Annotated in this window: 27 protein-coding genes; 13 read left to right on the top strand and 14 right to left on the bottom strand. The window is 73.4% G+C overall.

The window, feature by feature from the left end; all coding sequences use genetic code 11:
* Nucleotides 1–65 precede the first annotated feature (65 nt).
* The 4 genes from ABZ923_RS31175 to ABZ923_RS31160 form a co-directional block, all read right to left on the bottom strand.
* Nucleotides 66–776 carry a hypothetical protein gene (locus tag ABZ923_RS31175; protein ID WP_361478252.1) on the bottom strand — a complete coding sequence of 237 codons (711 nt, stop codon included), beginning with the start codon at nucleotides 774–776 and terminating at the stop codon, nucleotides 66–68.
* Nucleotides 767–1285, bottom strand: coding sequence for a sigma-70 family RNA polymerase sigma factor (locus ABZ923_RS31170; RefSeq protein ID WP_361478249.1), 519 nt, complete (start codon nucleotides 1283–1285; stop codon nucleotides 767–769). Before ABZ923_RS31170 ends, ABZ923_RS31175 begins: the two co-directional genes overlap by 10 nt.
* 104 nt (nucleotides 1286–1389) lie before the next feature.
* The gene (locus ABZ923_RS31165; RefSeq protein WP_361478246.1) at nucleotides 1390–2118 is read right to left on the bottom strand and encodes a lysophospholipid acyltransferase family protein; all 729 of its coding nucleotides are present in this window, start codon (nucleotides 2116–2118) and stop codon (nucleotides 1390–1392) included.
* 190 nt (nucleotides 2119–2308) lie between these two features.
* The gene (locus tag ABZ923_RS31160) at nucleotides 2309–2728 is read right to left on the bottom strand and encodes a DUF4395 domain-containing protein (protein ID WP_361478244.1); all 420 of its coding nucleotides are present in this window, start codon (nucleotides 2726–2728) and stop codon (nucleotides 2309–2311) included.
* Between the two features lie 76 nt (nucleotides 2729–2804).
* Here ABZ923_RS31160 and ABZ923_RS31155 point away from each other — a divergent pair, with 76 nt between their 5' ends.
* The 5 genes from ABZ923_RS31155 to ABZ923_RS31135 all read left to right on the top strand — a co-directional run bounded on the left by ABZ923_RS31155 (nucleotide 2805) and on the right by ABZ923_RS31135 (nucleotide 7436).
* The gene (locus ABZ923_RS31155; RefSeq protein ID WP_361478258.1) at nucleotides 2805–3218 is read left to right on the top strand and encodes a thioredoxin family protein; all 414 of its coding nucleotides are present in this window, start codon (nucleotides 2805–2807) and stop codon (nucleotides 3216–3218) included.
* Nucleotides 3219–3425: 207 nt separating this feature from the next.
* Nucleotides 3426–3935 (top strand): flavin reductase family protein, encoded by a 510-nt coding sequence (locus ABZ923_RS31150; RefSeq protein WP_361478241.1) that lies wholly within the window; start codon nucleotides 3426–3428, stop codon nucleotides 3933–3935.
* Nucleotides 3936–4163: 228 nt separating this feature from the next.
* Nucleotides 4164–4949 carry an electron transfer flavoprotein subunit beta/FixA family protein gene (locus ABZ923_RS31145; RefSeq protein WP_361478238.1) on the top strand — a complete coding sequence of 262 codons (786 nt, stop codon included), beginning with the start codon at nucleotides 4164–4166 and terminating at the stop codon, nucleotides 4947–4949.
* 53 nt (nucleotides 4950–5002) lie between these two features.
* Nucleotides 5003–5965 carry an electron transfer flavoprotein subunit alpha/FixB family protein gene (locus tag ABZ923_RS31140; RefSeq protein WP_361478236.1) on the top strand — a complete coding sequence of 321 codons (963 nt, stop codon included), beginning with the start codon at nucleotides 5003–5005 and terminating at the stop codon, nucleotides 5963–5965.
* Between the two features lie 172 nt (nucleotides 5966–6137).
* Nucleotides 6138–7436, top strand: coding sequence for an aldolase (locus tag ABZ923_RS31135; protein WP_361478233.1), 1299 nt, complete (start codon nucleotides 6138–6140; stop codon nucleotides 7434–7436).
* A gap of 68 nt (nucleotides 7437–7504) precedes the next feature.
* Here ABZ923_RS31135 and ABZ923_RS31130 read toward each other — a convergent pair whose 3' ends face one another.
* Complete coding sequence (locus tag ABZ923_RS31130; protein WP_361478231.1) at nucleotides 7505–8554, bottom strand: LacI family DNA-binding transcriptional regulator; 1050 nt, start codon at nucleotides 8552–8554, stop codon at nucleotides 7505–7507.
* A gap of 198 nt (nucleotides 8555–8752) precedes the next feature.
* Here ABZ923_RS31130 and ABZ923_RS31125 point away from each other — a divergent pair, with 198 nt between their 5' ends.
* Nucleotides 8753–9706: an ROK family protein gene (locus ABZ923_RS31125; protein ID WP_361478228.1), complete on the top strand. Its 954-nt coding sequence runs from the start codon at nucleotides 8753–8755 to the stop codon at nucleotides 9704–9706.
* Between the two features lie 83 nt (nucleotides 9707–9789).
* On the opposite strand, the gene ABZ923_RS31120 is transcribed toward ABZ923_RS31125, so the two are convergent.
* The 3 genes from ABZ923_RS31120 to ABZ923_RS31110 form a co-directional block, all read right to left on the bottom strand.
* Nucleotides 9790–11829 carry an NPCBM/NEW2 domain-containing protein gene (locus ABZ923_RS31120; protein WP_361478225.1) on the bottom strand — a complete coding sequence of 680 codons (2040 nt, stop codon included), beginning with the start codon at nucleotides 11827–11829 and terminating at the stop codon, nucleotides 9790–9792.
* A 144-nt stretch (nucleotides 11830–11973) separates the two neighbouring features.
* Nucleotides 11974–12600, bottom strand: coding sequence for a maleylpyruvate isomerase N-terminal domain-containing protein (locus tag ABZ923_RS31115; RefSeq protein ID WP_361478223.1), 627 nt, complete (start codon nucleotides 12598–12600; stop codon nucleotides 11974–11976).
* A gap of 150 nt (nucleotides 12601–12750) precedes the next feature.
* On the bottom strand, nucleotides 12751–13122 hold the full coding sequence (locus ABZ923_RS31110; protein WP_361478220.1) for a hypothetical protein: 372 nt from the start codon (nucleotides 13120–13122) through the stop codon (nucleotides 12751–12753).
* A gap of 168 nt (nucleotides 13123–13290) precedes the next feature.
* On the opposite strand from ABZ923_RS31110, the gene ABZ923_RS31105 reads away from it, so the two are divergent.
* Both ABZ923_RS31105 and ABZ923_RS31100 read left to right on the top strand, forming a co-directional pair.
* Nucleotides 13291–13482, top strand: coding sequence for a hypothetical protein (locus tag ABZ923_RS31105; RefSeq protein WP_361478217.1), 192 nt, complete (start codon nucleotides 13291–13293; stop codon nucleotides 13480–13482).
* Nucleotides 13483–13636: 154 nt separating this feature from the next.
* Nucleotides 13637–14680, top strand: coding sequence for an NUDIX domain-containing protein (locus ABZ923_RS31100; RefSeq protein WP_361478214.1), 1044 nt, complete (start codon nucleotides 13637–13639; stop codon nucleotides 14678–14680).
* Here ABZ923_RS31100 and ABZ923_RS31095 read toward each other — a convergent pair.
* Both ABZ923_RS31095 and ABZ923_RS31090 read right to left on the bottom strand, forming a co-directional pair.
* Entirely contained in the window at nucleotides 14650–15378 is a 729-nt protein-coding gene (locus tag ABZ923_RS31095; protein ID WP_361478211.1) for an MBL fold metallo-hydrolase, read from the bottom strand. The two genes, ABZ923_RS31100 and ABZ923_RS31095, sit on opposite strands and share 31 nt — an antisense overlap.
* A gap of 61 nt (nucleotides 15379–15439) precedes the next feature.
* Complete coding sequence (locus tag ABZ923_RS31090; protein WP_361478208.1) at nucleotides 15440–16795, bottom strand: dipeptidase; 1356 nt, start codon at nucleotides 16793–16795, stop codon at nucleotides 15440–15442.
* 131 nt (nucleotides 16796–16926) lie between these two features.
* Here ABZ923_RS31090 and ABZ923_RS31085 point away from each other — a divergent pair, with 131 nt between their 5' ends.
* Nucleotides 16927–18177, top strand: a complete 1251-nt coding sequence (locus tag ABZ923_RS31085; protein ID WP_361478205.1) for a geranylgeranyl reductase family protein — start codon at nucleotides 16927–16929, stop codon at nucleotides 18175–18177.
* Here the strand turns inward: ABZ923_RS31085 and ABZ923_RS31080 are convergent.
* Entirely contained in the window at nucleotides 18167–18622 is a 456-nt protein-coding gene (locus ABZ923_RS31080; protein WP_361478201.1) for a nitroreductase family deazaflavin-dependent oxidoreductase, read from the bottom strand. The two genes, ABZ923_RS31085 and ABZ923_RS31080, sit on opposite strands and share 11 nt — an antisense overlap.
* A gap of 145 nt (nucleotides 18623–18767) precedes the next feature.
* Between ABZ923_RS31080 and ABZ923_RS31075 the strand changes: the two genes are divergently transcribed.
* The 3 genes from ABZ923_RS31075 to ABZ923_RS31065 all read left to right on the top strand — a co-directional run bounded on the left by ABZ923_RS31075 (nucleotide 18768) and on the right by ABZ923_RS31065 (nucleotide 21427).
* Nucleotides 18768–19463, top strand: coding sequence for a TetR/AcrR family transcriptional regulator (locus ABZ923_RS31075; protein WP_361478198.1), 696 nt, complete (start codon nucleotides 18768–18770; stop codon nucleotides 19461–19463).
* Nucleotides 19464–19544: 81 nt separating this feature from the next.
* The gene (locus tag ABZ923_RS31070) at nucleotides 19545–20765 is read left to right on the top strand and encodes a histidine kinase (RefSeq protein ID WP_361478195.1); all 1221 of its coding nucleotides are present in this window, start codon (nucleotides 19545–19547) and stop codon (nucleotides 20763–20765) included.
* Complete coding sequence (locus tag ABZ923_RS31065; protein WP_361478192.1) at nucleotides 20762–21427, top strand: response regulator transcription factor; 666 nt, start codon at nucleotides 20762–20764, stop codon at nucleotides 21425–21427. Before ABZ923_RS31070 ends, ABZ923_RS31065 begins: the two co-directional genes overlap by 4 nt.
* Here ABZ923_RS31065 and ABZ923_RS31060 read toward each other — a convergent pair.
* Nucleotides 21388–21672 (bottom strand): DUF6332 family protein, encoded by a 285-nt coding sequence (locus tag ABZ923_RS31060; RefSeq protein WP_361478189.1) that lies wholly within the window; start codon nucleotides 21670–21672, stop codon nucleotides 21388–21390. The genes ABZ923_RS31065 and ABZ923_RS31060 overlap by 40 nt on opposite strands.
* Nucleotides 21673–21756: 84 nt before the next feature.
* Nucleotides 21757–23247 (bottom strand): MFS transporter, encoded by a 1491-nt coding sequence (locus tag ABZ923_RS31055; protein WP_361478186.1) that lies wholly within the window; start codon nucleotides 23245–23247, stop codon nucleotides 21757–21759.
* Nucleotides 23248–23332: 85 nt separating this feature from the next.
* Between ABZ923_RS31055 and ABZ923_RS31050 the strand changes: the two genes are divergently transcribed.
* A complete protein-coding gene (locus tag ABZ923_RS31050; RefSeq protein ID WP_361478183.1) occupies nucleotides 23333–23731 on the top strand; it encodes a MarR family transcriptional regulator in 399 nt (132 codons plus the stop codon).
* Between the two features lie 7 nt (nucleotides 23732–23738).
* On the opposite strand, the gene ABZ923_RS31045 is transcribed toward ABZ923_RS31050, so the two are convergent.
* Entirely contained in the window at nucleotides 23739–24479 is a 741-nt protein-coding gene (locus ABZ923_RS31045) for a maleylpyruvate isomerase family mycothiol-dependent enzyme (RefSeq protein ID WP_361478180.1), read from the bottom strand.
* Nucleotides 24480–24508: the final 29 nt, after the last annotated feature.

Below are 24508 nucleotides of genomic sequence, written 5' to 3'. Positions count from 1 at the left end.
AAAGCACCCCGCCCCCCCCCCCCGGCGGGGCCGCCTCGGTCCGACCGTGGCGCACCGGCGTCGTGTCACCCGCCCTGCGGTGCCAGCCGGAGCGCCTTGCGCACCCCCGGGCTCAGGGCCACACCGTTGTCCTGCGCGGCGACCGCGGCGCCGCCCTCGACCTCGTACCAGCCCTGCGTGGTGTTCACCAGGACGTAGTCGCCGCCCTCGCCCCTGTCGAGCAGCAGGACGTACTCCTTGTCGGCGGTGAGGCCGGCGGTCTCGGGCCCGGAACCCGGGGTCGTGTAGGACACCCGGATCGCGTCGCCCGGTGTCCGGCCCTTGGCGGTCGCCACCACCTTCGCCGTGGCCACCGTCGTGCGGACACCGCCGTCGGTCTCCTCGTGCCCGGAGCCGAGCCGCGCCCGCACGATCACGTTCGCCGCTCCCTCCAGCTCGGCCGTGCTGTCGAAGTACGGCTCGTCGGCGCTGATGCCGCCGTCCGTGTCCGCGCTCGCTCCGGCCGGCTCACTGCCCCGCCCGGCTAGGTGGCCGCTCGGCCCGGCCGGGTCGCCCTGCGGGCCGAACAGGGTGACGGCGCCGATGGCGACGGCGGCGCCGCAGGCCACTGCGGCCATCAGGTATCCCCGCCGGGGCGCCCGGCGCCCGGCCGCGGGAGGCGGGGTGCCGTCGGGCCCGACCAGCGTGGCGAGTTCGTCGGCGGCGCGTGCCGACAGGGTCTCGCGCGCCGTGTCCGGGACCGGGTTGGCGTTCGTGATCAGAGGCTTCACACGCATCGGACTGGCTCCTGGGGCAGATCGTAGACGGCACGGAACGCCTTGCGTGCTCGGTGCAGCCGGACCCAGACCGCGGACGCGCTGCATCCGAGGACGTCACCGACCTCCGCCGCGCTCAGCCCGTCCCAGTAACTCAGCAGGAGGACCTCGCGGTGCGCGGGCGGGAGCCGGTCCAGGGCGTCGAGTACAGCGTTGTCCCGACTCGACGCCGGAGTGCCGTCCATCGTGTCGGCGATGGTGCGGTGTATCTCCGTCAGGCGTGCCATGGAGCGGTAGTGGTTGCTCAGCAGGTTGCGCGCGGTGACGAACAGCCAGCCGGTGCCCGCGTCCTGGCCGGCCGTCATACGCTCCCACGCGGTGCGGAAGACCTCCGCGGCGAGTTCCTCCGCCGCTCCACGGTCGCCCGTACGCCGGTGCACATACGCGCACACCCGCGCATGCTCACGGACGTACAAGGCCGTGAACCGCGCGGCGCGGTCGCGGTCGGTGCGGGTCTTCAGGGTCTCCACACCTCTTATATGTCGGAGACCCGGCGCATCCTTACCGGTCGATGCCAACAGGTGCGAAAAGTTCCGGGGGACGCCGTCGGTGACGGGACGCCGTCAGCGGCGCGTCAGTGGGCTTCCGCCGTGCGCAGTTGCTCCGCCGTCGGAGCCGTGCCGCCGAGGTGCGCGGGCAGCCACCAGGTGTCCTCGGCCCCCTTGGGGCGGCCCGGGTAGGCGCGCTGTGCGGCCTCCAGGAGTTCCTGGACGCGCTCGCGCAGCCGGCGGGTGATGGCGCCGGCGTACTGGTCGCGGGGCGCCTCCACGGCCTCGCCCACGCGGATGGTGACGGGCAGGTGGCTGCGCTTGAAGTTGCGCGGGTGGCCCTTCGTCCACAGCCGCTGCGTGCCCCACACCGCCATCGGGACCAGCGGGACCCCCGCCTCCTGGGCCAGGCGGGCCGCGCCCGACTTGAAGCTCTTCAGCGTGAAGGACTGCGAGATCGTCGCCTCCGGGAACACCCCGATGATCTCGCCGGAGCGCAGCGAGTCCAGCGCGTGCGCGTACGCCGTCTCGCCCTGCCCGCGGTCCACCGGGATGTGCTTCATCCCGCGCATCAGCGGCCCGGAGACCTTGTGCCGGAACACCGACTCCTTCGCCATGAACCGCACCAGGCGCTTCTGCGGCAGGGCGGCCAGGCCGTTGAAGATGAAGTCCAGGTAGCTGATGTGGTTGCTCACCAGCACCGCGCCGCCCGAGCGCGGGATGTTCTCCGACCCCCGGCAGTCGATGTCCAGGTCCCAGACCTTGAACAGCGTCTTGGCGAAACCGATGACGGGACGGTAGACCAGCTCTGCCATGGGCGGGGTGGACCCTTTCTGCTCTGCTCGGGAAAGGGGGGGCTCCCGGCGGGAAAGTTACGCAGCCGTAGGTTTACGACGTATCGCAGATCGTGCCCGAAGAACGGACGGGGAGCCAGTCCTGGTGCCCCGCGGCGGCGAGATCCTCGTCACGTCGGCCTACGTCCCGTCTTGCCCCCTCAGGCCCCCTTTACTCCCCCCGGGTGGCCGCCGCCCGCCTCAGCAGCAGGAAAGCCTCGCACCCCAGGCAATACCCGAACACGGCGTTCAGGAACGTGGCGGCGAGCGCGGCCCCGGTCGCCGCGAACCCCAGCCACTGCGGCCCCACGGCGAACCCGACGAGGCCGAGGCCCGCGAACAGCAGCCCGACGGCCTGCGCGAACCGCGGCGGCTCCGGCGGCTCGAACTCCTTCGGCGGCCCGAGCCGCGGCCGTACCGCCGTACGGAACGCCCAGCCGTACGGCGAGCGGCTCACGCCCCCGGCCGCGCCGAGCGCGAAGGCCAGTGTCTGCCAGCCGAGCACCCAGGTGTTCTCCGTGGCGAGCGCCACCACCAGAACCACCGTGGTCACGGCGGCTGCGAACCGCGGTCCTCGCGCGTCGATGTCCATGAAGCCAGCATTCCGCACGGAGGTCCCGCCAGGGGAGGCGGGAATCTTTGCGGTCTCGTGAATGCTTGTGCTGGAGATGACCGGACTGGTGGTGTGCCTGGCGGTGCTCGCGGCGGCGAGCGCCTACGGAGTGCTGCACAAGCGGCGGAACGGGAGAGTACGGGTGTGCGGGCGAGACGACGGCAAGCGGCTCGGGGTGGCCGAACTCGGCGGCGAACCGGGGGAGCGGGCCACGCTCGTGCAGTTCTCCAGCGCCTTCTGCGCGCCCTGCCGGGCGACCCGGCGCATCCTCGGCGAGGTCGCCGGGATGGTCCCGGGCGTGACCCATGTCGAGATCGACGCCGAGGCCCGCCTGGACCTCGTACGCGAGCTGGGGATCGTCAAGACCCCCACCGTCCTGGTCCTGGACGCCGACGGCCGCGTGGTGCGGCGCGCCACCGGACAGCCGCGGAAGGCCGACGTCATCGCCGCTCTGGGGGAGGCGGTGTGAGCGGGTTTCAGGCAACGGTGAGACATCTTCCAGATCCCGGAACCTGCTTGACTGCGCGCACCACCTATCGTCAGTCTGACCGTATGCCGATCGAACTCCTTCTCTACGGGCGGGTCCACGTCGACCTCGCCCGCACCGCGAGCGCGCGCTGTCCGGACTGCTGAGCAGCCACGGACCCGTTCACCCTCCTCGCAGAAGGACAACTGCATGACGGCCACGCCCGACCTCGGCACGCCCCAGCTCGCCTCCCCCGACCTCCTGCGCTCCACCTTCCGCCGGCACGCCGCCGGTGTGGCGGTGATCACCGCGCGTGGCGCCTCCGGCCCGGCCGGCTTCACCGCCACCTCCCTGACCTCCGTCTCCGCCGAGCCGCCGCTGGTCTCCTTCGGTGTCGGCACGGGCGCCTCCAGCTGGCCCGCGATAGCCGAGGCCGACCACGTGGGCGTGCACATACTCGGCGAGCACCAGAGCGACCTGGCCGCCACCTTCGCCCGCAGCGGCGCCGACCGCTTCGGCCCCTCCACCGCCTGGCGGGAGGGCCCGGAAGGCGTACCGGTCCTGGACGACGTGCTCGCCTGGCTGGTCTGCCGGATCGTCGGGCGGGTACCGGCCGGTGATCACCGGATCGTGCTGGCCGAGGTGGTCCTCGGCGACCCCTCGGGCGCCGGCCGCCCGCTCCTCTACCACCAGGGCCGCTTCAACGGCCTGCGGGATTGATCACGTCCCGGATCCCGCCGCCCCCTCCTGCGAAGCCGTCGAGTTCCGGTTACGCTGCGTTGCGAAGGTCACAGTTCAAAGCGCTTGCTTAGCGAGCCCGGACTGGGTGTACTGACAAGTAATATTTCGTTCGGAGCGCGCGGACGCCCCGACCGGGATCGGCCGCTTGAGGCGCCTATGCTGCCTGCAAGAGGCAGCCCGAAATGACGATGCAGTAGGAGAGCCGGCGTGAGCTTGAGGATCGTTGTCACTGTGAAGTACGTGCCCGACGCCACTGGCGACCGGCACTTCGCCGATGACCTGACCGTCGACCGCGACGACGTCGACGGGCTGCTCTCCGAGCTGGACGAGTACGCGGTCGAGCAGGCCCTCCAGATCGCGGAGAACGCGGACGACGCCGAGGTCACCGTCCTGACGGTCGGCCCCGAGGACGCCAAGGACGCGCTCCGCAAGGCCCTCTCCATGGGTGCCGACAAGGCCATCCACGTCGAGGACGACGACCTGCACGGCACCGACGCCATCGGTACCTCCCTGGTGCTGGCCAAGGCCATCGAGAAGGCCGGCTACGACCTGGTCGTCTCCGGCATGGCCTCCACCGACGGCACCATGGGCGTCGTCCCCGCGCTGGTCGCCGAGCGCCTCGGCGTCCCGCAGGTCACCCTGCTGTCCGAGGTCTCCGTCGAGGACGGCACGGTCAAGGGCCGCCGCGACGGCGACGCCGCGTCCGAGCAGCTCGAGGCGCAGCTCCCGGCGGTCGTGTCGGTCACCGACCAGTCGGGCGAGGCCCGCTACCCGTCCTTCAAGGGCATCATGGCGGCCAAGAAGAAGCCGGTGGAGTCCTGGGACCTGTCCGACCTGGACATCGAGGCCGACGAGGTCGGCCTGGACGGCGCGTTCACCAAGGTCGAGACCGCGACCCAGCGTCCGGCGCGCACGGCCGGCACCATCGTCAAGGACGAGGGCGAGGGCGGCAAGCAGCTCGCTGAGTTCCTCGCGAGCCAGAAGTTCATCTAAGGGCTCGCCCCCGCTGACCGCCCCTCAACTTCGTTACGCAGGAGAGCAATCCCATGGCTGAAGTCCTCGTCTACGTCGACCACGTGGACGGTGCCGTCCGCAAGCCGACCCTCGAGCTGCTGACCCTGGCCCGCCGCATCGGCGAGCCCGTCGCCGTCGCGCTGGGCAACGGCGCCGCCGACACCGCCGCCACGCTCGCCGAGCACGGCGCGGTGAAGGTCCTCACCCACGACGCGTCCGAGTACGCCGAGTACCTGGTCGTGCCGAAGGTGGACGCCCTGCAGGCCGCCTACGAGGCCGTCTCCCCGGCCGCCGTGCTGGTCCCGTCCTCCGCCGAGGGCAAGGAGATCGCCGCCCGCCTGGCGCTGCGCATCGGCTCCGGCATCATCACCGACGCCGTCGACCTGGAGGCCGGCGACGAGGGCCCGGTGGCCACCCAGTCGGTGTTCGCCGCGTCCTTCACCACCAAGTCGCGCGTCGTCAAGGGCACCCCGGTCATCACGGTCAAGCCGAACTCGGCCGCCGTCGAGGCCGCCCCGGCCGCCGGCGCCGTCGAGGCCCTGTCCGTGACCTTCTCCGACAAGGCCACCGGCACCAAGGTCACCGGCCGCACGCCGCGTGAGTCGACGGGCCGCCCGGAGCTGACCGAGGCCGCGATCGTGGTCTCCGGTGGCCGCGGTGTGAACGGCGCCGAGAACTTCTCGATCATCGAGGCGCTCGCCGACCAGCTCGGCGCGGCCGTCGGTGCCTCGCGTGCCGCCGTCGACGCCGGCTGGTACCCGCACACCAACCAGGTCGGCCAGACCGGTAAGTCGGTCTCGCCGCAGCTGTACATCGCCAACGGCATCTCGGGTGCGATCCAGCACCGCGCCGGCATGCAGACCTCGAAGACCATCGTGGCCGTCAACAAGGACGCCGAGGCCCCGATCTTCGAGCTGGTCGACTTCGGTGTGGTCGGCGACCTGTTCGACGTCGTGCCGCAGCTGACCGACGAGATCAAGACCCGTAAGGGCTGATCCTCCCCGGGCGCAGCACGAGGCCCCCGTGACCGGCACGGTCACGGGGGCCTCGGTGCATCCTGAAGACGGTGCGGACCATCGTTCGAGGGTGTTGACCAGCGGGAACCACCCCAGATAACTTCATTCTACGGATTGTTGATTCCGCAGAGCGGAAATTGGAGGGTGTGGGATGGGTCAGCAGGAGCAGGTGGCGACAAGCCTCGCGGGCGCCGTCAGCGAGGAGATCAGCGCCTCCCTCGCACCGGTCGACGCGGAGCTGGAGCGCCGCTACCCCGGGGACCCCGGCACCCGGCAGCCCGTCCACACCGTGTACGTCCCCGGCGACGCCTTCACCGCCGACACCCTCCGTTCCTGGGGCGACCAGGCCCTCGCGGCCCTCGACGAACACGCCCCCGACGCCGCCTCCTTCGCGGCCGTCCTCGGGCTGTCGGACGAACTGGCCGAGCCGGTCTACTCCCGCGTCCGCGCCAAGCTGGAGCGCGAGCCCATCGAGGACCTGCGCGTCGACTTCGAGGACGGCTACGGCCCCCGGCCCGACGCCGAGGAGGACGCGACGGCCGCCCGCGCCGCCCGGCTGATCGCCGAGGCGTACCGCACCGGCACGGCGGCGCCGTACATGGGCATCCGCATGAAGTGCATGGAGGCCGCCGTACGCGACCGGGGCATCCGTACCCTCGACGTCTTCCTCACCGGTCTGATGGAGGCCGGCGGCCTGCCCGAGGGGCTGGTCCTCACCCTGCCCAAGGTGACGTACCCCGAGCAGGTCGGCGCCTTCGTCCGGCTCCTGGAGGCCTTCGAGAAGGCGCACGGCCTGGACGCCGGCCGCCTCGGCTTCGAGATCCAGATCGAGACCAGCCAGGCCATCCTCGCCACCGACGGCACCGCCACCGTCGCCCGCATGATCCAGGCCGCCGAGGGCCGCGCCACCGGGCTGCACTACGGCACCTTCGACTACAGCGCCTGCCTCGGTGTCTCCGCCGCCCACCAGGCCAGCGACCACCCGGCCGCCGACCACGCCAAGGCGGTCATGCAGGTCGCGGCGGCCGGCACCGGCGTCCGCGTCTCTGACGGCTCCACCAACGTCCTCCCGGTCGGCCCGACCGCCAAGGTCCACGACGCCTGGCGCCTCCACTACGGCCTCACCCGCCGCGCCCTCGCCCGCGCCTACTACCAGGGCTGGGACATGCACCCCGGCCACATCCCCACCCGCTACGCGGCCGTCTTCGCCTTCTACCGCGAGGGCTTCGAGCAGGCGGCGGCCCGCCTCACCCGGTACGCCAACCGGACCGGCGGCGACGTCATGGACGAGCCCGCCACCGCCAAGGCCCTGAGCGGCTACCTCCTGCGCGGCCTGGACTGCGGCGCCCTCGACATCGCCGAGGTCGCCCGCCTCACCGGCCTGACCCGCGCCGACCTGGAGAACTTCGCGGCGCCCCGCCGCGGCGACCTGACGGCCTCCGGGCAGTAGGGCCATCCGCGTGGTCGCAGCTGCCCTGGGCCGGTCCCCGGTAGGTCGCGGGCGCCGGGCCGTCCCGCTCAGTCCGCCGGCGGCAGTTCGCCCGAGCCGCGGGTGATCAGGCGGGTCGGCAGCTCGATCCGCTCGGGGACGATGAGGGTGCCGTCCAGCTGGCGGAAGAGGCGCTCGGCGGCGGTACGGCCGAGGGCCGCGGCGTCCTGGGCGACGACCGTGACGCCCGGCTGGAGCAGATCGGCCAGCTCGATGTCGTCGAAACCGACGAGCGCGACCCGGCGCGACTGCTCGGCCAGCACCCGGATCACGGTGACCGTCACCCGGTTGTTGCCGGCGAAGACCGCGGTGACCGGGTCGGGACCGGACAGCATCTCCTCCGCGGCCCGGCGCACCCGCTCCGGGTTCGTCGCCCCGAGGGACATCCAGCGGTCCTCGACGGTTATGCCCGCCTCCTCCATGGCCGCCCGGTAGCCGCGCAGCCGCTCGGCCGCGGTGTGGATGCGGGGCATGTCGCCGACGAACCCGATCCGGCGGTGGCCGTGCGCGATGAGGTGCGCGACGCCGTCGCGGGCGCCCCCGAAGTTGTCGGACAGCACCACGTCGGCGTCGATCCGGCCGGCCGGGCGGTCCACGAACACGGTCGCCACGCCGGCCCTGATCTCCGGCTCCAGGTAGCGGTGGTCGTCCCCGGCCGGGATCACCACCAGACCGTCGACCCGGCGCGCGCACAGGGCCAGCGCCAGCTCCTGCTCGCGCTCGGGGTCCTCGGCGCTGGAGCCGTTGATCAGCAGGGCGCCGTGGGCGCGGGCCACCTCTTCCACGGCCCGGCTGAGCGGGCCGTAGAACGGGTCCGCGAGATCCTCCAGGACCAGGCCGATGCTCGCCGTACGGCCCTTGCGCAGCACCCGCGCGCTGTCGTTGCGGCGGAAGCCGAGCGCCTCGATCGCCTCCTGCACCCGGCGCTCGGTGTCCGGGGTGACCCCGGGTTCGCCGTTGACCACGCGGGAGACCGTCTTGAGCCCGACTCCGGCGCGCGCCGCCACGTCCTTCATCGTCGGGCGGTTGCCGTACCGGTTCCCGGGAAGGCGGTCTGCGCGGCGGGTGGTCTCGGGCACGATGCGTCTGTCCTGTCTCGTACGAGGGAGGTGCGGGGTGCGGTGGGCTTGTATGAGGATGTGGCGTCGAGCATAGAGCCTGGACAACGTTGTCAGATGCGAGAGAGACTGTCCACCGCTGTCTCCGGCCTGCGCCCCCACCGCTTGACCGGCCTGCCTTCTCTGGTTCTCAAGCTTCAACGGGGAGATCTGACTCTGATGCACACCGACCTCGTGGCGGCCCTGGACATCGGCGGCACCAAGATCGCCGGCGCGCTGGTGGACGGCGACGGACGGATCCTGGCCCGGGCCCAGCGCGCCACGCCCGCCCAGCAGGATGGCGAAACGGTCATGCGGGCCGTGGCGGAGGTGCTCGGCGATCTCGCCGGGTCGCCCCTGTGGGGACGCGCGCGCTCGGTCGGCATCGGCAGCGCCGGTCCCGTGGACGCCTCGGCCGGCACCGTCAGCCCGGTGAACGTGCCGGGCTGGCGGGACTTCCCGCTGGTCGACCGGGTCCGTGCGGTCACCGGGGGCCTGCCGGTGGAGCTGATCGGCGACGGGGTCGCGATCACGGCGGCCGAGCACTGGCAGGGCGCGGCGCGCGGCCACGACAACGCGCTGTGCATGGTGGTCTCGACGGGCGTCGGCGGCGGCCTGGTGCTGGGCGGCCGGCTGCACCCCGGACCGACCGGCAACGCCGGGCACATCGGCCACATCAGCGTCGACCTCGACGGCGATCCGTGCCCGTGCGGCTCACGCGGCTGCGTGGAGCGCATCGCCAGCGGCCCCAACATCGCCCGCCGGGCCCTGGAGCAGGGCTGGCTCCCCGGCCCCGACGGTGACACCTCGGCCGCCGCGGTGGCCGCCGCCGCCCGCGCGGGCGACCCGGTCGCCGTGGCCTCCTTCGAGCGGGCCGCGCAGGCGCTGGCCGCCGGGATCGCGGCGACCGCGACCCTGGTCGAGATCGACATAGCGGTGATCGGCGGGGGCGTCGGCAACGCGGGCGACGTCCTGTTCACGCCGCTGCGCAAGGCCCTCACCGACTACGCGACCCTGTCCTTCGTGCAGCGGCTCACCGTCGTCCCCGCGCAGACGGGCACCGACGCGGGCCTGGTCGGCGCCGCGGCGGCGGCCCTGGCCCGCACCCCGGACGTGCCGGCGGCGAGCCACTAGGGTCTTTCGTTCGGATCACGTCGGGCTCGCGGGCGCGGCGGCGGGGCCGGGATGCCGCCGGCCCCGCCGCGTACGCGGGCGGTTCAGCAGCCGAGCCGTGCGTCCGCCCAGTCCGCGTGGTCCGAGTCGATGCCGTCGCCGCCGTCGGTGACGACGAGCCGGACCACCTGGGCGCCGGTGATGTCGGCGGTGAGCGGCCTGGCGGGCATCGCGTTGGTCAGGACGCCGGTGGACGCGGCCTTCGTACCGTCCGCCCAGATCTCGAAGGCGACCGTGCCCTTCGAGCCCTTCTCGTCGTCCACGCCGACGTCCGCGGTGACCTTCTCGCAGGCCTTGCCGGTGTAGAAGGAGATCTCGCTGAGCGCGTGGACGCCGAGCCCCTTGGCGTACACGGTGCCGCCGATGGTGAGCGGGTGCCCGTCCCCGGCGGCGTCCTCCCCGTTGCTGGTGTCGCGCTCCACCGGCCCCCAGCCGCTGGTCGCCGACAGCCGGGGCAGGTCGCCGAGGTACGACGTCCCGCCGGGCGGCGGCACGACGACGGACGCGGTCAGCGGGACCTCGCTGGTGACCGCCGTCCCGGACGGTGAGCGGTATCGGGTCCGCAGCGTGAGGCCGTAGGAGCCGGCCGGGGTGCCGGCGGGGGCGGTCACCCGCCAGTCGGTGCGCAGCGTGCCGCCGGTGGGGAGGGCGGCTGCCGTGTTCGCCGAGGCGGCCCGTACGGTCCAGCCGGCGGGGCCGGTCAGTGCCACGGACACCTGCTGCGCGGGCGTGCGGCCGAGGTCGGTGACGGTGCTGGTCAGCGTGGCCGGGGTGGCCGCCTCCAGCAAGGGGCTGCCGTCCAGGCCGAGGTCGAGGGCGGGCGGCTGGGCGGCCCAGCGCGGGTCGGCCTGGACGCGCAGCAGGACCGTGCCGTGGGCGGGGACGGTGGCGGCGATGGTGCCGGCGGTGTTGTACGTGCGGTGCTGCCACAGGTCGCGCAGGGTGTAGCCGTCGGCGGCGGGCAGGCCGACGGCGCCGGCACCGGTGGCGATCCGCTGGGCGGTGCCGGACTCGTTGAAGAGGGCCACCGCGCGGCTGCCGTCCTTCATCTCCTTGGCGACGACCCAGCGTCCGCCCGCGGAGGAGACGACCGTGCCCTGCTTGCCGAGCGGGTCCTGGTCGACGGCGACGACCTCCTTGTTGCCCAGGATGTCGTAGGTCGCCTGGGAGGCCTTGCGCAGGTCGGTGCCGATGAGCAGCGGCGCGGCCATGACCGACCAGAGCGAGAAGTGGGAGCGGTACTCGGTGTCGGTCATGCCGCCGTTGCCGACCTCCAGCATGTCGGGGTCGTTCCAGTGGCCCGGACCGGCGTGCGGCGCCAGCGGCAGGTTCTGCTTGAGGATCGACAGCATCGAACTCCAGCTGTCGCTGATGTCACCGGTGGTCCGCCACAGGTGGCCGACGTCGGCGGCCCATTCCCAGGGCTTGTTCTCGCCCCATTCGCAGATGCTGTAGACGATGGGGCGGCCGGTCGCCTTCAGCGCGTCCCGCATGGTGCGGTAGCGCTGCCGGGCGTCCACGCCCTGGTTATTGCAGTTGTCGTACTTCAGGTAGTCCACGCCCCAGTCGGCGAACTGCCGTGCGTCGCTGTACTCGTGGCCCAGCGCGCCCGGGAAGCCCGCGCTGTTGCAGGTCTTGGTGCCGGCGCTGGTGTAGATGCCGAGCTTGAGCCCCTTGGCGTGGACGTAGTCGGCAACCGCCTTGATCCCGTGGGGGAAGCGCGCGGGGTCGGGCACCAGCTTGCCGTCGGCGTCGCGGCTGGGCAGGGCCCAGCAGTCGTCCAGGTTGACGTACTGGTAGCCCGCGTCCTTCAGGCCCTTCTGGACGAAGAGGTCCGCGATGCCCTTGACCATGGACTCGTTGAACTCGGCACGGCAGTGCGTGGAGTTCCAGTTGTTGAAGCCCATCGGCGGGGTGAGGGCGAGCCCGTCGGCCAGGGCGGGGGAGGCCGGTGCCGCCGGGGTCTCGGCGGGGGCCGCCAGGGCGGGGGTGGCGAGGCCTGCCGCGCACAGCAGTCCCGCGGTGAGCGCTGCGGCCAGTCTTCGGTGGGTGGTGCGGGTCGTGCGGGTGTGAGGGTGACGCATCGTTGACGTTCCTCCGACTCGCGATACCAGATGACGGCATGTACGCGTCATCACTGCGCGTTTACGGTAGGACGTGTCGGAGTGTGTTGGAAGAGGGGGGAGCTGGTTCGCCTCGGACCGTTCGGGAGTGTTCGGTTCGGCCTGCTACGGCTCCTCCTCCCCGACCCGTCCCCAGCCGGGCAGCGGCGGCTGCGGCCAGGCGGGCGGCCGGGGCGGCGACCCTGCCGTGCCGTCCACGGCCAGCCCCTCGGCGGTCAGCCTGCCGGTGCGCCGGCCGAGCAGCCGGTGTCCGGCCCCGGCGACCGACGGGCCCTCGTCCGCCAGGGCCCGGTTGATGCCGAGGTCGGTGGCCGCCACGGAGGCGAGCGGGAAACCCCGCTCCCGCAGCGTGCCCAGGGTGTCGTCCAGCGCCCACCGCACGTACCGCTCCGGCCAGTCCTCGCTGCCGTAGCCGACACCGAGGTCCAGGTGGTGCGTCTCCAGCTCGCGCAGACAGCGCAGCAGCAGGTACCAGGCCGGATGGCGCCGGCCGGCCGGCGCCGGCACGAGCCGGTCCCAGGCGGCCGCGGGCGTGCCGTCGGCCTCGCCCGTGAACCGGTCGAGGCTCTCCCGCAGCAGGCCGGCGAGCCGGCCGGCGGGCAGCACGGCGTCGCGCTCGACCGCGGCGGCCGGTGCCGCCGCGTCCGGGCGCGGCCCGGGCGCACGGCCGGTGCGCGCGAGCCGCAGCAGCCACAGACAGGCGTCGACGCTGTGGCGGACATGCGCGAGCACATGGGCGCGCGTCCACGTGGCCGGTCCGGAGAGGGCCCGCAGCCGGGTCCTTTCCGGACAGGCCGGCCGCGCTGCGGGCGAGCCGTTCGCCGGACCGTACGACGTCCTCGACGTACTCCCGGGCGAGGGCGCCGGACGCGGGGCCCGCGGTCACGCGCGCTCTCCGGCCGGGCGGAACTCGTGCACGACCTCGATGCGGCCGACGAGGTGGGCGTTGAACGCGTCCAGTTCCTCCGCCGGCACCCACAGCTCCAGGATCGTCTCGCCGCCGGCCTGCCGGACGGGGTAGCGGGCGAGGAACGCGGTGTCGACCTCGAAGCGGGTGACGAAGCCGGCGCCGTCGTGCCTGACGTTCCAGTCCCGGGCGATGCGGATCGCGTAGTCCTCGGTCAGCACCGGGTAGAAGATCGGCTGTTCCGGCAGCCGGGGCGGCCACGCCCGCCACTCCAGCGCGCGGACCAGCTCCAGCTCCACGGGGCCCGTGGGGCGCCAGAGCGTGGTGGTGGGGCGGGGGCCGGCCATGGCTGTCGCCTTCCTGGCGGTCGGTCGGGTCGGACGGTGCCGGTGGCACCGGGCTGCCCGGACCCTATCCGCCGGCCGATCACCCGGGCCACGGGGTTTCGCGCCGCCGGTCCGGACCAAACGTGGTGTCCCGCGTGACTCCTGGCCGTCCACGCAGTTGATCAGGGCATGAAGAAGCGCAGCATGCTCGCCATCGCCACCCTCGCCGCCGGATTCGTCGTGGCCGCCGTCACCCCGTCCCACGCGGCGGACGAGCGGCGCCTCGGCGACCTCAACGTCTCGGACACCCTCGACTCGGCCGGCCACCTCGTCGCCCAGGACAGCCTGGACGTCGACCACGGCACCCTCGGACACGAGTAACCCCCGCCGGCGTACGGCGTGCGTGCCGGTGTCCCCGCCGCAGGGGGCACCGGCACTCCCGTGTGCGCGCACACAGGCGCCCTCAACGGCGGGGGGTTTCCGTGGCAGGGTGGAGCGGGCAAGCCACAGGGGGCCAACACAAGAGGGGGAGTCCGTGACCGTCGTCTGGATCAACGGCGCGTTCGGTGCGGGGAAGACCACCACCGCACGAGAACTGATCGAACTGATCCCGAACAGCGCGCTCTTCGACCCCGAGGTCATCGGCGGGGCGCTCACGCACCTGTTGCCGCCCAAGCGCCTCGCCGAGGCCGGCGACTTCCAGGACCTGCCGATCTGGCGCCGGCTGGTGGTCGACACCGCCGCCGCGATGCTCGCCGAGCTGGGCGGCACCCTGGTGGTGCCCATGACCCTGCTCCGCCAGGAGTACCGCGACGAGATCTTCGGCGGCCTCGCGGCCCGCCGGATCACCGTGCACCATCTGCTGCTCGCCCCGGCCGAAACGATCCTGCGCGAGCGGATAGCCGGGCGGGAGATCCCGCCCGACCTGCCCGACGGCGAGATACGCGTACGGCAGTGGTCGTACGACCACATCGAGCCCTACCGCGCCGCTCTCGCCTCCTGGCTCACCGCGGACGCCCACCCGGTCGACACCAGCGCGCTCACCCCGTACGAGACCGCCGTCCGCATCGCCGACGCCGTCGGCAGCGGTGCCGTACCCGCCTGCGACATCGTGCAGACCCCGGAGCCGACCGCCGAGACCCTCGCCGCCGGGGTGCTGCTCTTCGACGAGCAGGACCGCGTGCTGCTGGTCGACCCCACCTACAAGCCCGGCTGGGAGTTCCCCGGCGGGGTGGTCGAGCGGGGCGAGGCACCGGCCCGCGCCGGGATGCGCGAGGTCGCCGAGGAGACCGGGATACGGCTGCGGGAGGTGCCCCGGCTGCTCGTCGTGGACTGGGAACGGCCCGCCCCGCCCGGGTTCGGCGGGCTGCGGCTGCTGTTCGACGGCGGCCGGCTGGAGTCCGGCGAGGCGTCCCGGGTGCTGCTGCCCGGCCCGGAGCTGCGCGGCTGGCGGTTCGCCACGGAACAGGAGGCCGCCGCGATGCTGCCGCCGGTGCGCTACGAACGCCTGCGCTGGGCCCTGCGCGCCCGCGAGCGGGGTACCGCCCTCTACCTGGAGGCCGGCGTGCCGGTCGGCTGATCCGGCGCCTCGGCGATCGAGCGGAGTGCGGCGGCGGCGCCGCCCAGGACCGGGTCGCCGTGGCCGAAGCAGGCCACCTCCGCACCGAGATCCGCCAATTCCCTTATGGACGCGAGGAGTTGCCGCCCGTCCAGATTGAACACTCCGGGTACCGGGACGCCGTCGACCGACGCCACCGAGTCCCCGGTGAACAGCACGCCCTCGGCGGGCAGGAACAGCGCGATGCTGCCGTCCGTGTGCCCCGGGACGTGGACCACGCGCGCGCCGCCGCCGAAACCGAGTACCTCCCCGTCCGTCACCTCGGTGACCGAGGACGGCGGCAGCGGCGGTCCCTCGGGCAGCTGCCGGACCGCCTCCGCGTGGATCGGCAGCTCCCACTCCTCGAACCGCGGCGGCGGACCCGGCCGTTCACCGCGGACGAACGGCGCGTCCAGGGAGTGCGCCAGCACCTCGGCCCCGCTCAGCGCGGCGAACTCGCCCGCGGCGCCCACGTGGTCCTCGTGGAAGTGGGTCAGCACGACACGTCGTACGTCCTGCGGGGCGCGCCCCAGCGCGGTGACCGCGTCGGCGATCGCCCGGCCGTAGCCGGTCGTGCCCGCGTCGACCAGGGTCAGCTCGGTGTCGTCGCTCCAGAGGTAGGCCTGGCCGACCGGGAAGCGCAACAGGTGCAGGCGGGGCAGCAGTTCGATGACGTCCATGCACCGACCGTAGGCAGGGCCCCGCCCGGGGACGAGGGCGCTCTGCCGCGGGCAGAACGGTTCAGCCCGCCGCGTAGTTGCGCAGGAACAGCGCCTCGGCGACCGACAGCCGCTCCAGCTCCTCGGGGGACACGCTCTCGTTGACCGCGTGGATCTGCGCCTCCGGCTCGCTCAGGCCGATCAGCAGGATCTCCGCGCGCGGGTAGAGACCGGCGAGCGTGTTGCACAGCGGGATGGAGCCGCCCTGGCCGGCGTACTGCATGGTCTCGCCCGGGTAGGCCACCGCCATCGCGTCGGCCATCGCCTGGTAGGCGGGGCTGGAGGGGTCGGCGCGGAACGGCTGGCCCTGGCCGATCTGCTCGGTGGTGACCCGGGCGCCCCACGGGGTGTGGGCTTCGATGTGCGCCTGGAGCAGCTTGGTGGCCTCCGCCGCGTCCACGCCCGGCGGCACCCGCAGGCTGATCAGGGCGCGGGCGCCGGCCTGCACCGACGGGGTGGCGCCGACGACCGGCGGGCAGTCGATGCCGAGAACGGTGACCGCCGGGCGGGCCCAGATGCGGTCGGCGACCGAACCGCCCCCGATCAGCTCGACGCCGTCCAGCACCTTGGCGTCCGTGCGGAACTGCTCCTCGGTGTACTCCAGGCCGTCCCACCGGGCCGTGGCGTCCAGGCCGTCGACCGTGGTGGAGCCGTCCTCGGCGCGCAGCGAGTCCAGCACCCGGACCAGCGCGGCCAGCGCGTCCGGGGCGGCCCCGCCGAACTGGCCGGAGTGCAGGTTGCCGGCCAGGGTGTCGATCCGCACCCGGACCAGGGTCATGCCGCGCAGCGTGGTGGTCACCGTGGGCAGGCCGACCCGGAAGTTGCCCGCGTCGCCGATGACGATCGTGTCCGCCTCCAGCAGCTCGGGGTGCTGCTCGGCGTACCGCTCCAGACCACCCGTGCCCTGCTCCTCCGAGCCCTCCACGATCACCTTCACGTGCACCGGGACGCCGCCGTTCGCCTTGAGGGCGCGCAGCGCGAGCAGGTGCATGATGAAGCCGCCCTTGCAGTCGGCGGTGCCGCGGCCGTACCAGCGGCCGTCGCGCTCGGTCAGCTCGAACGGCGGGGTGGTCCAGCCGGCCTCGTCGAGCGGGGGCTGCACGTCGTAGTGCGCGTAGAGGAGAACCGTTTTCGCACCCGCCGGGCCCGGCAGGTAGCCGTACACGGACTGCGTGCCGTCCGGGGTGTCGAGCCGGGCCACGTCCGTGAAGCCCTCGGCGCGCAGCGCGTCGGCGATCCAGTTCGCGGCGGCGTCGCTCTCGCTCTTCGGGAACTGCGTGAAGTCCGCCACCGACCTGAAGGCGACCAGTTCGGCCAGCTCCGCCTTGGCCCGGGGCAGCAGCGAGGCGACGGTCTCGGCGACCGGATTCGACGGCATGGGCACGCTCCTCGTGGGTGCGACGTTGTACGGGGTGAGTACACCGATCCTCCCACAGCGGCCTGCACGGACGGCCGCCGTAGGATGCGACAGGACACTTGGCAGCGGCTTGATCGGAGCGGTAGACCATCGTGAGCGGCGAGAATTCTTCGGCGGACGACGTGCAGCGGGTGTGGGACGTCGTCGTGGTGGGCGCGGGCCCCGCGGGCGCCTCGGCCGCCTACGCGGCGGCGGTCGCGGGACGGCGCGTGCTGGTGCTGGAGAAGGCCGAGTTGCCCCGCTACAAGACCTGCGGCGGCGGCATCATCGGCCCGTCGCGCGACGCGCTGCCGCCCGGCTTCGAGCTGCCCTTCCGGGACCGGGTGCACGCGGTCACCTTCTCCCACAACGGCCGCTTCACCCGCACCCGCCGCTCCAAGCAGATGCTGTTCGGGCTGATCAACCGCGCCGAGTTCGACCAGCAGCTGGTCGAGCACGCCCAGAAGGCGGGCGCCGAGCTGCGGACGGGTGTCACGGTCCAGCGGGTCGAGCAGCACGGCTCGGCGGTGCCGGACCGCCGTACGGTCGCCGTCGTCCTGCAGGGCGGGGAGACGGTGCTGGCCCGCGCGGTCGTCGGTGCCGACGGCAGCGCCAGCCGGATAGGGGCACACGTCGGTGTGAAGCTCGACCAGGTGGACCTCGGCCTGGAGGCGGAGATCCCGGTCCCGGAGACGGTCGCCGAGGACTGGAAGGGGCGGGTCCTGATCGACTGGGGGCCGATGCCGGGCAGTTACGGCTGGGTGTTCCCGAAGGGGGACACGCTCACCGTCGGCGTGATCTCCGCGCGCGGTGAAGGCGCCGCCACCAAGCGGTACTTGGAGGACTTCATCGCCCGGCTGGGCCTCGCCGGCTTCGAGCCGTCGCTCTCCTCCGGGCACCTGACCCGCTGCCGCGCCGACGACTCGCCGCTGTCCCGGGGCCGGGTGCTGGTCTGCGGGGACGCGGCCGGGCTGCTGGAGCCGTGGACCCGCGAGGGCATCTCCTTCGCGCTGCGCTCGGGCCGGCTGGCGGGGGAGTGGGCGGTCCGCATCGCCGAGGCGCACGACGCCGTGGACACCCGGCGCCAGGCCCTGAACTACGCCTTCGCGGTCAAGGCCGGGCTCGGTGTCGAGATGGCCGTCGGCAAGCGGCTGCTGGGCGTGTTCGAGAAGCGCCCCGGCCTCTTCCACGCGGCCCTCACCGGCTTCCGCCCGGCCTGGCGGGCCTTCCGGGACATCACGCAGGGCTCGACCTCGCTGGGCGAGCTCGTCCGCGCCCACCCGCTCGCCCAGCGCGCGCTGACCGCGCTGGACCGGGGTCCGGCCGGGCAGGCCGTCCCGGCGGAGGAACCCGTCAGTTCGTGACGGTGATGCGGAAGACCGGGTGGTCCCCGGCGCAGGCGATGATCTCCTCGTCGGAGGACCGGGCGGTCACCCCGGCGAAGTACTGGTTGACCTCCCAGCCCCACTTCTCCAGATAGGTGCGCAGGATCGGGAGCTTCTCGGCGTCGGGGAGCTCCACCGCGGTGAAGGCGCGCACCCTGCGCCCCACGCGCAGTTCCCCGCCGCCGGCGGCCCGCATGTTGCGCACCCACTGCGAGTGGCCGCGCGCCGAGACCAGGTACTGCCCGCCGTCGTAGCGGTGCGGATTGACCGGGATGCGCTGCATCCTGCCGCTCTTGCGGCCGGGCACGGACATCTCGGCGCTGCCCGCCAGGCTGATCCCGTGCCGGGCGAGCCAGCCGATCACGCTGTTCAGACGGACGTTGAGCGGGCTGCCCTTGAGGTAGTACGGCGAAGACGACGACATGGTGACCCCCACGGTGTGAGAGAGCGGTGCTCTCGCTTGACTCCAGTGTGGGGCAGACGGGTGCTCCGTAGCAAGAGCAGTGCTCTCTTTTTGTTCCACCGTTCTTTTTTGTGTGCACCGCTCTCTTCCGTGGCACACTGCCGGCATGAGCACCGCACAGGGCGCCCGCGCGCGGGCCAGGCAGGAAGTCACCGCGGCCATCAAGGACGCGGCGCGCAGACAACTGGCCGAGGAGGGCGCGGCCAAGCTCTCCCTGCGGGCGGTCGCCCGCGAGCTGGGCATGGTCTCGTCGGCCCTGTACCGCTACTTCCCCAGCCGGGACGACCTGCTGACCGCCCTGATCATCGACGCCTACGACTCCCTGGGCGAGGCGGCGGAACAGGCCCGGGACGCCGCTGCCGACGCCCCGCCGGCGGCCCGCTGGACGGCCGTGTGCGAAGCGGTGCGCGGCTGGGCGCTCGCCCACCCGCACGAGTACGCGCTGATCTACGGCTCACCCGTGCCCGGCTACTCCGCGCCCCAGACCACCGTCCGGGCCGCCTCCCGGGTCGGCCTGGCCCTCATCGGCATCCTCCGGGACGCCCACCGCGGCCCCGGAGGCCTGGCCGCCCCGCAGCTCCCCGCCGCCCTGCGGCCCGAGGCCGAGCGGATGGCCGCCGACCTCGCCCCCGATCTGCCGCCCGAGGTGGCCGCACCCATGGTCGCGGCCTGGGCCCAGCTGTTCGGACTGGTCGGGTTCGAGCTGTTCGGGCAGTTCAACCGGGTCGTGGAGGACCGCGAGACGTTCTTCCGGCACGCGGTCGGCCGGCTCGCCGAGGGAGTGGGCCTCACCGGGGCGTGAACCGGGTACTCCCCGGGGAGTACACGTGATCACCTCGCCCGGCCGACGCCGCCGGGGCCCGCCGGGTCTAGCGTGGCCCGCATGGAAGAGCAGCACGGCGGAGGCGCCCGGCCCGGGTGGCGGTACGGGCCCCCGTGGCGGCACCGCCCCGACGACCCCGAGGCGCACCGCGCCCGCCTGCCGTGGCGCTCCACCGCGCTGCTCACCGCGTTCGTGCTCATCGGCACCACCTTCGCCGCGCACAGCCAGCCGGACCGGGTGCCGCTCGACGTCTCCGCCCGCGTGCTGCTGCTCGCCGCCTCCGTCCCGCTGCTGTGGCGGCACCGCCACCCGGTGGCCGTGGCGTACGGCACGGCGGCCGCGGCCCTGGCCTACCTGGCCCTCGGTTACCCCTACGGGCCGGTCTTCCTTGCGGTCGCGGTCGGCTGCTGCGGCGCGGTCCTGGCCGGGCACCGGCGGGCCGCCTGGACCGCCGTCGGCCTGCTGTGGGCCGGCCATCTCCTGGTCGCGCTCTGGCTGTACCGCCGGCTCCCGCCCGCCGGGGACCGCGCCGCGAGCCCGGGCCAGGAGATCGTGATCGCGACCTGGGTGGTGGCCGTCGCCGCCCTGTGCGAGCTGGTCCGGGTGCGGCGCGAGCAGTGGGCGCGGGAGCGCGCGGACCGGGCCGAGGCGGCGCGCCGGCGCGCGGACGAGGAGCGGCTGCGCATGGCCCGCGAGCTGCACGACGTCCTCGCGCACAGCATCTCCGTCATCAACGTCCAGGCGAGCATGGGTCTCGCCCTGCTCGACACCGACCCCGAGCAGGCGCGGTCCGCGCTCACCACCATCAAGGCCGCCGGCAAGGAGGCGCTCGGCGAGGTGCGCCAGGTCCTGGGCACCCTGCGCGCGCCGGGCGCCGCACCGCGCGCCCCCGCACCGGGCCTGGCCCGGCTGCCGGAACTGGTCGAGGAGGCCGCGGCGGCCGGCCTGACCGTCGGGACCGAGGGCGAGCCGCCCCGGCTGCCGCCCGGCGCCGACCTCGCGGCCTTCCGCATCGTGCAGGAGGCCCTCACCAACGTCGTACGGCACTCCGGTTCGCGGCACGCGCGCGTGCACTTCGGATACGGCGACGGCGTGCTGCGGCTGCGGATCGACGACGACGGACCGGCGACCGGCGCGGACGCCGGGGGCGGCGGGCACGGGCTGGCCGGCATGCGGGAGCGGGCCGCCGCGCTGGGTGGCACCATCGAGGCCGGCCCGCGCCCCGACGGCGGCTTCCGGGTGCTCGCCGTACTGCCGTCGCGGCTCAGGGAGGACCAGTGACCCGGGTACTGCTCGCCGACGACCAGTCGCTGGTGCGGGCCGGTTTCAGGGCGCTGCTCGACGCGCAGCCGGACATCGAGGTGGCCGGCGAGGCCGCGGACGGCGAGGAGGCGCTGCGCCGGGTGCGCGAGCTGCGGCCGGACGTCGTCCTCATGGACATCCGCATGCCGCTGCTGGACGGCCTGGCCGCGACCCGGCGCATCACCTCGGACGCGGGTCTCGGGGACGTGAAGGTGATCATGCTCACCACCTTCGAGCTGGACGAGTACGTCTTCGAGGCGATCCGCGCGGGCGCCTCCGGTTTCCTGGTGAAGGACACCGAGCCGGACGAACTCCTGCGCGCCGTACGGGCGGTGGTCGCGGGTGACGCGCTGCTCTCGCCGGGCGTCACCCGCCGGCTGATCGCCGAGTTCGCGGCCCGCTCCAAGCAGCCGGCGACGGTGGAGGCGCTCTCCCGGCTCACCGAGCGGGAGCGCGAGGTGATGGCCCTGGTCGGTATCGGCCTGTCCAACGAGGAGATCGCCCGCCGGCTGGTGGTCAGCCCGCTCACCGCCAAGACCCACGTGAGCCGCACGATGGTGAAGCTGGGCGCCCGGGACCGCGCCCAACTCGTCGTCCTCGCCTACGAGTCGGGGTTGGTACGCCCGGGCTGGCTGGGCTGAGCCGACTGCCGGAAGCGCACCAGCACGCTGATCACACGGGCCATGAACACGACCGGCGCGACCGCCGTGCCGAGCCGCAGCAGGACCGTGGCCACCGCCCCCGGCAGGTCGAAGAGGAACGCGGGCCCGGCCACGGCCCCGAACAGCACCGCCGCCGCGAACGCGGCGCTGACCAGCGCGTATCCGATCTCGACCGTCGCCGCGTCCCGCTCCGCCCTGGTACGGCGGCCCCCGTGTGCATACATCTCGTCAGTTTCACAGACGTGCGCCCGGCGGAGCAACCAACTCCGGCCGGGCGCACGCGTGGCGGCGGTCCCCCTGCAAAGGTCCTAGTCGCGGACCGGTACGCGGTCCGTCTCCGCCTCCTTCACGGTGGACCGGGCGACCACGACGGAGTGCCCCGGACGGGACCGGCGCAGTCCGCTGAGCGACAGCAGCAGTCCCACGACGGCGATGACCGCGGTCACCACCAGGCCGGGCCGGTAGCTGTCCAGGACGGCCTGCGGGGTGGCCTTCTCGGGAGCGTGCGCGGTCACCACCGCCGTCACGACGGCCAGGAAGAGCGCGCCGCCCACCTGCACCGAGGTGTTCAGCAGGCCGGAGACCATGCCCTGCTCGTGCTCGTCGACGCCGTTGGTGGCCTGGACGTTGAGGGACGGGAAGGTCAGCGCGAAGCCCGAGCCGACCAGCAGCATGGTCGGCAGGATCACGGCCCAGTAGACCGGGTGCAGGTCGACGCGCAGGAACAGCACGTATCCGACCGCCAGCAGGACGAAGCCGAGCACGATCAGCCGCGCGGTGCCGAACCGGTCGATGACGGCCCCGACCTTGGTCGCGGAGAGCGCCACCAGCGTGCCCGCCGGCAGGAACGCCAGCGCCGTGTGCAGGGCCGACCAGCCCAGCACCTGCTGCATGTAGAGGGTGACCAGGAACTGGAACCCCGTGTAGCTGCCGACGAACGTCAGCGCGCCCAGCTGGGCCCGGACCTGCGGCCCGGAGCGCAGCACCCCGAGCCGGACCAGCGGGCTCGGGCTGCGCCGCTCGACGAGCACGAAGGCGACCAGCATGACGGCCACGGCGAGGAAGGACAGGAGCGTCCGGGCCGAGGCCCAGCCGGCCTCGGGTGCCTGGACGACGGTGAAGACCAGCAGCAGCATCGAGGCGGTGCCGAGGACGGCACCCGGGATGTCGTAGCCGCCGTGGTCGCGTTCGCGCTCGCTGCGCGGGAGCAGCCTCATGCCCACGAGGAGGGCGAGCAGTGCGACGGGGGCGGGCAGCAGCATGGTGAACCGCCAGCTGGCCTCGGTGAGCAGGCCGGAGAAGACGAGGCCCATGGAGTAACCGGCGGCGGCGCAGGTGGTGTAGATCGACAGAGCCCGGTTGCGCAGCGGGCCCTCCGGGAACGTCGTGGTGATGATCGACAGGCCGGCCGGTGCGGTGAAGGCCGCGCTCAGGCCCTTGACGAACCGGCTGGCGATCAGCAGCGGACCGGAGTCCACCAGCCCGCCGAGCAGCGAGGCCAGCGCGAAGACGCCGAGCGCGACCAGGAACACCTGGCGCCGGCCGAGCAGGTCGGCGGTCCGGCCGCCGAGGAGGAGCAGGCCGCCGTAGCCGAGGATGTAGCCGCTGACGACCCACTGCAGGGTCGACGTGGACAGGCCGAGGTCGGCACCGATGGAGGGCAGCGCGACGCCGACCATCGACACGTCCAGCGCGTCCAGGAACATCGCGGCGCACAGCACCAGCAGGGTGCCCCACAGCCGGGGGGTCCAGCGGACCGCCGGGGACGGGGCCGCGGAGGTGGTGAGCGGAGAGGTCATGGCGGTGAGACTACATGCACGTGCATGAGATGCAAACGCATTTAATTACGATGCAATGAACTCGTTTCTCTGCTACGGTGCGGGCATGGCGGCGAAGAAGGCCGAGCAGGCGCTCGTGGAGGAGTGGCGGAGCATCCTGGCCCTGCACGCCCGCACCCAGTGCGAGCTGGACCGGGCCCTGCACGGGCACGGCCTGTGCGCGAGCGACTTCGAGGTCCTCGACCTGCTGGCCGAGGGCATGACGGCGGACGGCGGCTCCGCCTACCGGGTCCAGGACATCTCCGACCGGGTCCACCTCAGCCAGAGCGCGCTGTCCCGGCTCATCGGCCGTCTGGAGAAGGACGGCCTGGTCGAGCGGGCCATGTGTCCGGAGGACCGGCGCGGGGTGCGGGTGGTGCTCACGGCGAAGGGGCGCGGGCTGCACGGCGGGGTAACGCCGGGGGCGCCCGCGGGGGACAGCCGGGGGCTGTCGGCCGCCGACTGACCGGGCGTCAGATCCCGGAGCGCTCCCGCCACAGCGTGGCGAGCGACGCGTCGCCGGTCACCTGCGGCACCGCCGTACGGTTCCACAGCGCCAGGTACAACTGATCGGCGGGCCCCGACAGTTCGGTCTCGGCGGGTTCCTCCGCCGCCCGCACGGTCACCGGCGGCTCGGCCGTCAGCCGTACGGTCCACACCGCGTCCGCCCCCGCGTCCACCGCGCGCACCCGCAGCACCCGCGGCTCCTCGCTGCGCAGCCGGCTCCGGGAGCGGGCGTGGAAGCCGCGCAGCAGTTCGTCGATGCCGTCCACCGCGAAGCCCGGGGCGATCGGGGACGGCGCGCCGCCGCGCGCCGCCTCGGCGTCGTAGCGGTGCACGGTCGTCTCGTGCGCCTGCCGCCGGGTCCAGAAGGCCAGCGGTGAGGGGTTGGGGGCGGGATGGAAGGTCCAGCACCGCAGGTCGGCGGGCGCGGCGGCCAGGGTGTCCACCAGCAGGCGGTGGCTGTCCCGGTACCAGTCCACCAGCTCGGCGCCGTCCAGCTCCGGCGGGTCGTCCAGGGGCCGGGGCACGGTGTGTCCCTCGGCGACGAGGGAGGCGGCCCACCGGTGCACCGATCCGGTGTGCCGCACCAGGTCCCGCACCTGCCACTCCGGGCACGTCGGGACCTTGGCGTCGGTCCCCGCCTCGGCTGCGGCCGCCGCCAGCAGGCGGCCCTCGCGGTTCAGGATCTCAAGGAACTCGGCAGTCTCCATGGGGTGAGTGTGCCGGATGGAGCGCGCTG

It is taken from the genome of Streptomyces sp. NPDC046881 (genome assembly GCF_040645015.1).
GTDB lineage: Bacteria > Actinomycetota > Actinomycetes > Streptomycetales > Streptomycetaceae > Streptomyces.
The sequence above is the reverse complement of the archived record's forward strand: the minus strand, read 5'-3'. Positions and strand labels throughout refer to the sequence as shown.